The organism is Mumia sp. (genome assembly GCF_028803055.1).
In the GTDB taxonomy this organism is placed as follows: Bacteria; Actinomycetota; Actinomycetes; order Propionibacteriales; family Nocardioidaceae; genus Mumia.
This window is the reverse complement of record NZ_JARBCJ010000151.1, coordinates 1-8,631: the sequence shown is the minus strand read 5'-3', so window position 1 is coordinate 8,631 and position 8,631 is coordinate 1. Positions and strand designations below refer to the sequence as shown.

General features: G+C 69.7%; 6 protein-coding genes. All 6 read left to right on the top strand.

Annotated features, from left to right (window positions below; genetic code table 11):
• Positions 1 to 161: 161 nt before the first annotated feature.
• On the top strand, positions 162 to 1,943 hold the full coding sequence (locus PV363_RS13575; RefSeq protein ID WP_301022586.1) for an LpqB family beta-propeller domain-containing protein: 1,782 nt from the start codon (positions 162 to 164) through the stop codon (positions 1,941 to 1,943).
• 114 nt (positions 1,944 to 2,057) lie between these two features.
• A complete protein-coding gene (locus tag PV363_RS13570; protein ID WP_220365033.1) occupies positions 2,058 to 2,798 on the top strand; it encodes a ComF family protein in 741 nt (246 codons plus the stop codon).
• A gap of 126 nt (positions 2,799 to 2,924) precedes the next feature.
• Positions 2,925 to 3,572 carry a ribosome-associated translation inhibitor RaiA gene (gene raiA, locus PV363_RS13565; protein WP_301022585.1) on the top strand — a complete coding sequence of 216 codons (648 nt, stop codon included), beginning with the start codon at positions 2,925 to 2,927 and terminating at the stop codon, positions 3,570 to 3,572.
• A gap of 31 nt (positions 3,573 to 3,603) precedes the next feature.
• Positions 3,604 to 4,278 (top strand): response regulator transcription factor, encoded by a 675-nt coding sequence (locus PV363_RS13560; RefSeq protein ID WP_220341871.1) that lies wholly within the window; start codon positions 3,604 to 3,606, stop codon positions 4,276 to 4,278.
• Positions 4,275 to 5,519, top strand: coding sequence for a crosslink repair DNA glycosylase YcaQ family protein (locus PV363_RS13555; protein ID WP_301022584.1), 1,245 nt, complete (start codon positions 4,275 to 4,277; stop codon positions 5,517 to 5,519). Before PV363_RS13560 ends, PV363_RS13555 begins: the two co-directional genes overlap by 4 nt.
• Before the next feature lie 142 nt (positions 5,520 to 5,661).
• Positions 5,662 to 8,388, top strand: coding sequence for a preprotein translocase subunit SecA (secA, locus tag PV363_RS13550; protein WP_301022587.1), 2,727 nt, complete (start codon positions 5,662 to 5,664; stop codon positions 8,386 to 8,388).
• The last annotated feature ends 243 nt before the right edge of the window (positions 8,389 to 8,631 follow it).

Below are 8,631 nucleotides of genomic sequence, written 5' to 3'. Positions count from 1 at the left end.
CTCCACGGGGGTTGGCTGCAGGCGTGGGGCGAGCCGGGGCTCGGGGCGCAGTTCCGGCTCACGCTGCCGAAGCAGGCGGGCGACGACCCGCAACGGTCCCCGCTGCCACTCGTGCCGACCACCAGCGGTCCTGACACGCGTCGCCGGACGGGAGGTGTCCGATGAAGGTCTCGACAGCACAGCGGCCGTCGCGGCGCGCGGCCGGCCGTACGTTCGTGGCGCTCGTCGCGCTCGCGACCGTCCTGAGCGGATGCGTGTCGATCCCGGACAGCGGGGCCGTCCGCTCGGTCGAGGACGGTCGACCCGAGCAGGCATCCCCCGCCCGCTTCCGTCCCGCGGGGCCGGTCGACGGCGCAACTCCCAATGACGTCGTCAACGGCTTCCTCCAGGCGATGATGGCTTCGCCGGTGCGCTACGACATCGCCCGCCGGTTCCTCACCGAGGGGGCGTCGGACGACTGGCGTCCCCGAGACTCCGTGACGGTGTACTCGCAGACGTCGGTGTCGCTGCCGGAGACCCGCACCGGCGGCGAGAGCGTCGGCGTCGACCTCGTGCGCGAGGCGGTCCTCTCCGACCAGGGGCGGTTCACCGTGCCGACGTCGCGCGAGCAGCACCTGGATCTCACGCTGGTGAAGGAAGAGGACCAGTGGCGGATCGCCGATCCTCCGCAGGGCGCGATGATCAAGCAGGACTTCTTCGAGGACTACTACGACTCGTTCAACAGCTACTTCTTCGACGCCTCGGGGAGCCAGCTCGTGGCGGAGCCGGTGCACCTGCCCGACGACGAGAACCTCCCGACGTATCTCGTCTCCTCGGTCCTCAAGGGGCCTCGGGGTGCCGTCGGTGGCCAGGCGCGTTCGTTCCTGCCCGAGAGCTGGGTGCTGGCACGCCAGGTCGAGATCGACGACGCGGGCGTCGCCGTCATCCGGTTCGACGGCTCGCCCGCCGAGGTCCCGCTCAAGGACCGCGAGCGTCTCTCGGCCCAGCTCGTCTGGAGCCTGCGGCAGATCCCTGCGGTCACAGCCGTCGAGATCGTCGTCGGTGAGCGGGCCGTGGCACTGCCGGGTACGCCGCGACGCCAGGCGGTGGATGCCTGGACCGAGTACGACCCAGCGGCGGACCGGTCGACGGAGCTGTTCGCGATGGTCGACGGCCGGCTCCGCGTCGTCGACCGGACCCGCACGAGTCCGTTCGGGGGAGTGTGGGGGAGCGACCCGGTGGAGTCCGACGACTTCCGCGTCTCTGTCGACCGCGACCGCATCGCCCTCGTGACCGACGGGCGGAAGGTGGTCCGGGTCTCGCCGTTGACCGGTGAGCCGCAACCCGTCGTCGTCCGTCAGGGCTCTGACCTGCTGCGGCCGAGCTGGGACGCCGCCGGTCGGCTGTGGACCCTCGACCGGACGCGGCGCGGGTCCACCTTGACCGTGGGACGGCCCGGCGAGCGCGCTCGCATCGTTGGTCTCGGGCCGTTGGCCGGGGGCCGGGTGACCGGGTTCGAGCTGTCGCCGGACGGCGCACGATTCGTCGCGACGGCGCGCGTCGCCGGGCGTGACGGGGTGTACGTCGGTGCGGTCCGCTACGAGCCCGAGTCCGAGACGGTGGTGGCCCTGGTCGACGTCAGAGAGATCCCTGTTCCGGCTGAGTCCGGTGTCCCGATCTCGGCTGCCTGGCGCTCGAGCACGTCCCTGGCGCTCCTCGCACGCGCTGCCCAGCGGGCGCCACAGGTGACCCTCGTCGCGATCGACTCCTCGAGTGCGGCTACCGGAGCGGTCCGCGTCGGTCTGCTGCCGCAGGACGGTGCCCGTCAGGTCCTCGCGCCGGGCCTGGTCTCGGCGCCGCTCTACGTGCTCGACGCGCGAGGCATGCTGTGGACGCAGAACAACGACGGCCGGTGGCAGCAGCCCGGGAGCGACCCGGTGGGTTCGGCAGGCTTCGCCGGCTGAGCCCTTCGTGCCGCTCGCGGCGCTCGGTCGTCCCCAGGCCCGCACGTTGCTCGATCGTCCCCAGGACGTCCGAGGGTCGCGGCCCTGCCGGCCGCCGGCCAGCACCCTGAGGACGTGCGCGAACTCCTGAGGGCGGCGGCCGATCTGGTGCTCGGAGTGAGGTGTGCCGGATGTGGTCTGCCCGGCCTGGTGCTCTGCGAGCGGTGCCGTCGAGCGGTCGGTGGCCGACCCGGCATCCGTGCGCCCGACCCCGTCCCGCTCGCACTGCTGCGGCCCTCCTTGGTGGTCCCGGTGTCGCTCACCGCCTACGAGGGCGTCGTCGTCGAGCTGCTGCACGCCTACAAGGAAGAGCCGCGGACGGCTCTCGCACGTCCGTTGGGGGCCCTCCTGGCGGTGGCGGTCCTCCTCGCGCTCGGGGTCGCCGAGGAGCGCGGGTTCGCACTCGGGAGGCGCCAGACCTGGTCGGTCGTCCTGGTCCCGGTGCCGTCGCGGCGTCAGGCGGTGCGCGCACGTGGGTTCGACGCGGGAGCGCAGCTCGCCCGTGCGACCGCGTCGGCCTTGAGGCGACAGGGGGTCCGCGCCCGCGCCGATCCGGTCCTGCGGGTCGGCAGGATCGCCGATCAGGCAGGGCTCGGCGCGGCCGAGCGCGCCGCGAATCTGGCCGGTGCCTACCGCGTACGACGGCCGGTGGCGGGTGGGGCGGCGGTGGTCGTCACCGACGACGTGGTGACGACGGGGGCCAGTGTCGGCGAGGCGGTCCGCGCGCTCACGGCGGCCGGGTCACGGCCCGTCGCAGTGGCGACCCTGGCGGCTACGCGCCGTCTTCGTCGTCCTTCGCAACGTCCCCTAGGGTGACCCGTGACCGCGTTCGCCGCTTCGGTGGAGAAATGCGACGCGGCGGTCTACGGTCGAGATATGTGAACCACCCCCGCCCCGCGTCGGCACCGTCAGCGGTGGCCGACGCTGACCCGAGGAGGCCTCGTGGAAGTTGTCGTGAAGGGTCGAAACTGTGAGATCACCCAGCGTTTTCGTGACTACGTCGACGAGAAGATACCTCGCATCGAGAAGTACGACCAGCGCAAGAAGATTCAGCGCGTCGACGTCGAGCTGACCAAGGAATACAACCCTCGCCAGAGCGGGCGCTGCGAGCGTGTCGAGATCACGCTGCGCAGCCGTGGGCCGGCCATCCGCGCCGAGGCCTGCGCCGACGAGCCTCTCGCGGCACTCGACAAGGCTGTCGACAAGCTCGAGGCCCAGGTGAGGAAGGCCCAGGACCGCAAGCGCGTCCACCGTGGCAGCCGGACCCCGATGTCCGTCGCCGAGTTCGCCTCGACAACCGCGCAGGACTCGCCGGCCGACGAGGAGGAGCCGATCGACGCCGTCCGCTACGCAGGTCCCGTCGAGGTCCGCGGAGAGGGGCCGCTCGTCGTCCGCGAGAAGACGCACCGTGCGAGCCCCATGACTCTCGACCAGGCTCTCTACGAGATGGAGATGGTCGGCCACGACTTCTACCTGTTCGTGGAGAAGGACTCCGGTCAGCCGAGCGTCGTCTACCGGCGCCACGGCTACGACTACGGCGTGATCCACATCGACCCGAGACCGACGCCGACACGCTGGACACCGCGGTGAGCTGACCTGGCTCGTGGCATGATCGGCTGCGATGAGCTCCGCAGCCGATCATGTCGAGTCGATCCGGGTCCTCCTGGTCGACGACCAAGAACTGTTCCGGCGCGGTCTCCGGATGGTTCTCGAGGCAGACCCAGGGCTCGAGGTGGAGGAGGCCCAGGACGGGCCCTCCGCCGTCGCTCAGGCGACCGCGAGCCCACCGGACGTGGTCCTGCTGGACGTCCGGATGCCCGGGATGAACGGGCCCGAGGCGGCCGCCGCGATCAAAGAGGCGGCCCCGTCGGCCCGCATCGTGATGCTCACGGCCAGCGACGAGGAGAGCGACCTGCTCGGCTCCATCCGCAACGGTGCGTCGGGCTACCTGCTCAAGGACTCCTCGGTCGACCAGGTCAGTGATGCCGTCCGGCGGGTCGCCTCCGGTCAGTCGCTCATCAGTCCGCAGGTCGCGACCCGCCTGCTGGAGGAGTTCCGGCAGCTGGCGACGCGCGGCGAGCCGGAGCCGCGAGGCACCAGGCTGAGCGACCGCGAGCTCGAGGTCCTGCGCCTCGTCGCGCTCGGACACAACAACCGCGAGATCGGTCGCGCGCTCTTCATCAGCGAGAACACCGTCAAGAACCACGTCCGCAACATCCTCGAGAAGCTCCAGCTCAGGTCGCGCGTCGAGGCGGCGACCTACGCGGTCCGGGAGCGCCTGCTCGATCCGCCGTGAGCCGGCCGGAGGAGATGTCGGCGGCGACCGCTCGCCGTACGGTCCTGGCTGCGCAGGGGTTCACCGACCGGCCGCACAACCGAGTGACGATGCGGACGCTCGACCGCGCGCTCGTGCGGACCGGAGTTCTCCAGATCGACTCGGTCAACGTGCTTCAGCGCGCCCACTACCTGCCCCTCTTCAGCCGGCTCGGTCCGTACGACACCACGCTCCTGCACCGCGCGGCGGAGAAGCGTCCACGCCGCCTCGTCGAGTACTGGGCGCACGTCGCGGCGTACATGCCGGTCGAGCTCTGGCCGACGATGCAGCACCGGATGCGCCGCTATCGCGACCGCGGCCACGCCTGGGGTGGAGACAAGGGCCGGCCGGAGATCGCGGACGACCTGCTGCGGGAGGTCGCGACCCGCGGTGCCGTCACGGCGCGCGACCTCGACCCGGCCACCCAGCGGAGCCGGGACAACTGGGGGTGGAACTGGTCGGAGACCAAGTACGCCCTCGAATACCTCTTCCTGGCCGGCGAGCTGACGGTCGCTCGACGCAACACCGCCTTCGAGCGGGTCTACGACCTGCCCGAGCGGGTCCTTCCGCGGGCGGTCCTGGACCTGCCTGAGCCCGATCCCGCCGAGGCGGCCCGCGCACTGTTGCGCAGAGCGGCCGCATCGTCGGGGGTGGCGACGGAGGCGAGCCTGCGCGACTACTACCGGATGGGTGTGGCCGAGACCCGCACGGCGGTCCACGAGCTCGTCGAGGAGGGCACGCTGGAGCCGGTCACGGTCCAGGGCTGGCGGCGACCGGCGTACCGGCACACCGCCGCGACCACGCCCCGCTCGATTCGTGCCTCTGCTCTGCTGAGCCCGTTCGACCCGCTGGTCTGGGAGCGTGCCCGCACGGAGGACCTCTTCGGGTTCCGCTACCGGATCGAGATCTACGTGCCCGCGCACAAGCGGGTGCACGGCTACTACGTCCTGCCGTTCCTCCTCGACGACGCGATCGTCGCCCGGGTCGACCTCAAGGCGGACCGGGCCACGGGACGTCTGCTCGTCCGATCGGCCTGGGCTGAGCCCGGCGCGCCGCGTGACCGGGTGGCGGCAGCGCTGGCCGAGCAGCTGTGGTCGGCGGCGGGCTGGCTCGGTCTCGACACGGTCGAGGTGGAGCCGAAGGGGGATCTGGCCGGGGTCCTGGCAGGGGTCGTCGACCGGGCGGTGCCCGGCAGCGGCGGCGTCGAACCTGCCGCGGTGTGACGGCGATCTCCGACACGGTTACGGTTGGCGCCTCCTGTCGCCTAGGATGGTCGAGGTTCTGCTGTCGGTGGCCGCTCTGTCCGGGCCCCCGTCGACGGCTCGGCGAGCAAGTTCTCAGGAGTGCGATTCCGTGCCCAAGGTGATCGACAAGATCCTGCGCATGGGCGAGGGCAAGATCCTTCGCCAGCTGCAGGCCATCGTCAAGCAGGTCAACGCCCTCGAGGACGACTTCGTCGCGATGAGCGACGACGAGCTCCGTGCGATGACCGACGAGTTCAAGGAGCGCCTGGCCGGCGGGGAGTCTCTCGACGACCTCATGCCTGAGGCGTTCGCGACCGTGCGCGAGGCCGCGAGCCGCGTCCTCGGCCAGCGTCACTTCGACGTCCAGATCATGGGCGGCGCCGCCCTTCACCTGGGCAACATCGCGGAGATGAAGACCGGTGAGGGCAAGACCCTCGTCGCCACCCTTCCCAGCTATCTCAACGCGTTGTCGGGCAAGGGCGTGCACGTCGTCACGGTCAACGACTACCTCGCGAAGTACCACGCCGAGTGGATGGGTCGCGTCTACAACTTCCTCGGTCTGACCACCGACGTGATCCTGCCGTCGATGACGCCGGCGCAGCGGCGCGTCGCGTATGCGGCCGACATCACCTACGCGACCAACAACGAGCTGGGCTTCGACTACCTCCGCGACAACATGGCCGACTCGATCGACGAGTGCGTCCAGCGCGGGCACAGCTTCGCGATCGTCGACGAGGTCGACTCGATCCTCATCGACGAGGCGCGGACCCCGCTGATCATCTCCGGTCCCACCCAGGACGAGGTCAAGTGGTACGGCGAGTTCTCGTCGATCGTCGCCCCGATGGAGCGTGACGTCGACTACGAGGTCGACGAGAAGAAGCGCACGGTCTCCGTGCTCGAGCCGTCGATCACCAAGGTCGAGGACTACCTCGGCATCGACAACCTGTACGACGCCGTCAACACGCCGCTGATCTCGTTCCTCAACAACGCGATCAAGGCCAAGGAGCTGTTCAAGCGCGACAAGGACTACGTCGTGATGGACGGCGAGGTGCTCATCGTCGACGAGCACACCGGTCGCATCCTGGAGGGTCGTCGCTACAACGAGGGACTCCACCAGGCGATCGAGGCCAAGGAGAACGTGAGGATCCGCGAGGAATACCAGACCCTCGCGACGATCACCCTGCAGAACTACTTCCGCCTCTACGAGAAGCTCTCCGGCATGACCGGCACGGCGATGACCGAGGCGTCTGAGTTCGACAAGATCTACAAGCTCGGTGTCGTCCCGATCCCGACCAACAAGCCGATCGCCCGTGTCGACGAGCGTGACCTGGTCTACCGCACCGAGGACGCCAAGTTCGACGCGGTCGTCGACGACATCGCCGAGCGCCACGAGATCGGTCAGCCGATCCTCGTCGGCACGACGAGCGTCGAGAAGTCCGAGCGGCTGTCCTCGATGCTCAAGAAGCGCGGCATCGCGCACAAGGTCCTCAACGCCAAGCAGCACGAGCGTGAGGCGTCGGTCGTCGCGGTCGCCGGTCACAAGGGTGCGGTCACGGTCGCGACCAACATGGCCGGTCGAGGCACCGACATCATGCTCGGCGGTTCGGTGGAGTTCCTCGCCGACCAGGCGCTGCGGGCCAAGGGCCTCGACCCGGTCGAGACGCCCGAGGAGTACGAGGCGGCCTGGCCCGACACCCTGGCCGAGGTCGAGAAGCAGGTCCAGGAGGACCACGACGAGGTCGTCTCGCTCGGCGGTCTGGCGGTCATCGGCACCGAGCGGCACGAGTCCCGGCGCATCGACAACCAGCTGCGCGGTCGTTCGGGTCGCCAGGGAGACCCGGGGTCGACCCGCTTCTACCTGTCGCTCCAGGACGACCTGATGCGTCTGTTCAAGGCCGACTGGGTCGACTTCATCCTCACCACGATGAAGGTCCCCGACGACGTCCCGATCGAGAACAAGCGCGTCACCAACGCCATCGCGTCGGCACAGTCGCAGGTCGAGGGCCAGAACTTCGAGACACGCAAGAACATCCTCAAGTACGACGACGTGATGAACCGTCAGCGTGAGGTCATCTACGCCGAGCGTCGTCGCGTGCTCGAGGGCGCGGACCTCAGCGACTGGGTCCGCGAGATGATCACGGACACCATCGCCGGCTACGTCAACGGCGCGACGCAGGGCTTCCCCGACGAGTGGGACCTCGAGGCGCTGTGGACGGCGCTCAAGACGTTGTTCCCGATCTCGGTGACCATCGCCGGCCTCGAGGACGAGCACGGTGGCCGCTCGGGTCTGACCCGCGACATCCTCGTCGAGTCGATCACGACCGACGCACGGACGGCGTACGAGGCCCGCGAGAAGGAGCTCGGCTCGGAGGTCACGCGCGAGCTCGAGCGTCGTGTGGTCCTCTCGGTGGTGGATCGCAAGTGGCGCGAGCACCTCTACGAGATGGACTACCTGCGCGAGGGCATCGGACTGCGCGCCTACAGCCAGCGCGATCCCCTCGTCGAGTACCAGCGCGAGGGCCACGAGTTCTTCACGGTGATGATGGAGGCGATCAAGGAGGAGTCGGTCGGCTTCCTCTTCAACGTCGACGTCCAGGTCGAGCCGGAGCAGGACGGCGACGTCGAGGTGTCCGCCAAGGGCCTCGAGGACAACGTCCCGCAGCAGCTCACCTACAGCGGACCCGACGACGTGGCCGGCGGCAGTGGCGTCGAGGTCGAGACCCGCGACGAGGAGGACGACGACCCGTTGGCGCTGAGCGAGAACGAGAGGGTCCGCCAGAACAACGCCAAGAACAGGGCGCGCCAGAAGGCCAAGGCGCAGCGGAAGTCGCGCAAGCGCAACCGCTGACCGCACCACGACGAAGGACTCGACATCGCAGCCACGAGGTGGTCGCGATGCCGAGTCCTTCGTCGTCGGTGCGGAGGTCGGCTGTGGCGGGCGGCTCGTTCCTCGCCGACCACCTGTGCCTCACTCCTCACACCCAGCGCCTCACACCCAGCACAGTGCCTTTCGTGCCGGGTGCTGCGGGGCTCGGCTGCGGCGGGCGGCTCGTTCCTCGCCGACCACCTCTGCCTCACTCCTCACACCCAG

Bases quoted from the DNA above. Each gene is read 5' to 3' on its own strand.
- PV363_RS13575 (WP_301022586.1), top strand. From the start codon at position 162: ATGAAGGTCTCGACAGCACAGCGGCCGTCGCGGCGCGCGGCCGGCCGT.
- PV363_RS13560 (WP_220341871.1), top strand. From the start codon at position 3,604: ATGAGCTCCGCAGCCGATCATGTCGAGTCGATCCGGGTCCTCCTGGTC.